Here is a 426-nt window from a genome sequence, read left to right as displayed (position 1 = left end):
TAAGTTGATCTTGGTGGTGGCTGGACCCGGTAGATGTGGATGGTCGCTGGCCGGTCGTGGCGGATGCTGGCCGGTTCGTTGGGTTTCTTGACCCGGTACTGGTTGTGGCGGGCTCGTTTGACCGCTCGGGGGCAGGTGCGTTCCCTGCGTTCGGGGATCATGAGATCGGCGATCCGGGTCAGGTGGACCGGTAGCTGGTCAGTCCAGTCCTGAGGGGGGAATGTCCGCCGTGCCGGTGGCGGTGCGGCGGATCAGGCGTAGGACCCTGGTGAACGATATCCGGTCGGGGTCGATGTCGGCGGCGGCTGACGCCTCGGCGATCAGCGCGGTGATCGCGTGGTGGACGATCAGGTAGGCCCGGATCTCCTGATGGACCAGGTCCGGCAGGCGGGAACGCAGGACCCGGCCGGGGCCGCGTAGGTGGGT

1 pseudogene is annotated in these 426 nt (G+C 67.1%); it reads right to left on the bottom strand.

Annotated features, from left to right (window positions below):
* Positions 1-198: 198 nt before the first annotated feature.
* Positions 199-426, bottom strand: a pseudogene (locus tag ACFHWU_RS29440) (IS4 family transposase); the annotation flags it as partial.

The sequence above is a fragment of the Micromonospora sp. LOL_015 genome, assembly GCF_048060275.1.
Lineage (GTDB): Bacteria > Actinomycetota > Actinomycetes > Mycobacteriales > Micromonosporaceae > Micromonospora_E.
Note: the sequence above shows the minus strand (reverse complement) of the source record. Positions and strands in the feature narration are given on the sequence as shown.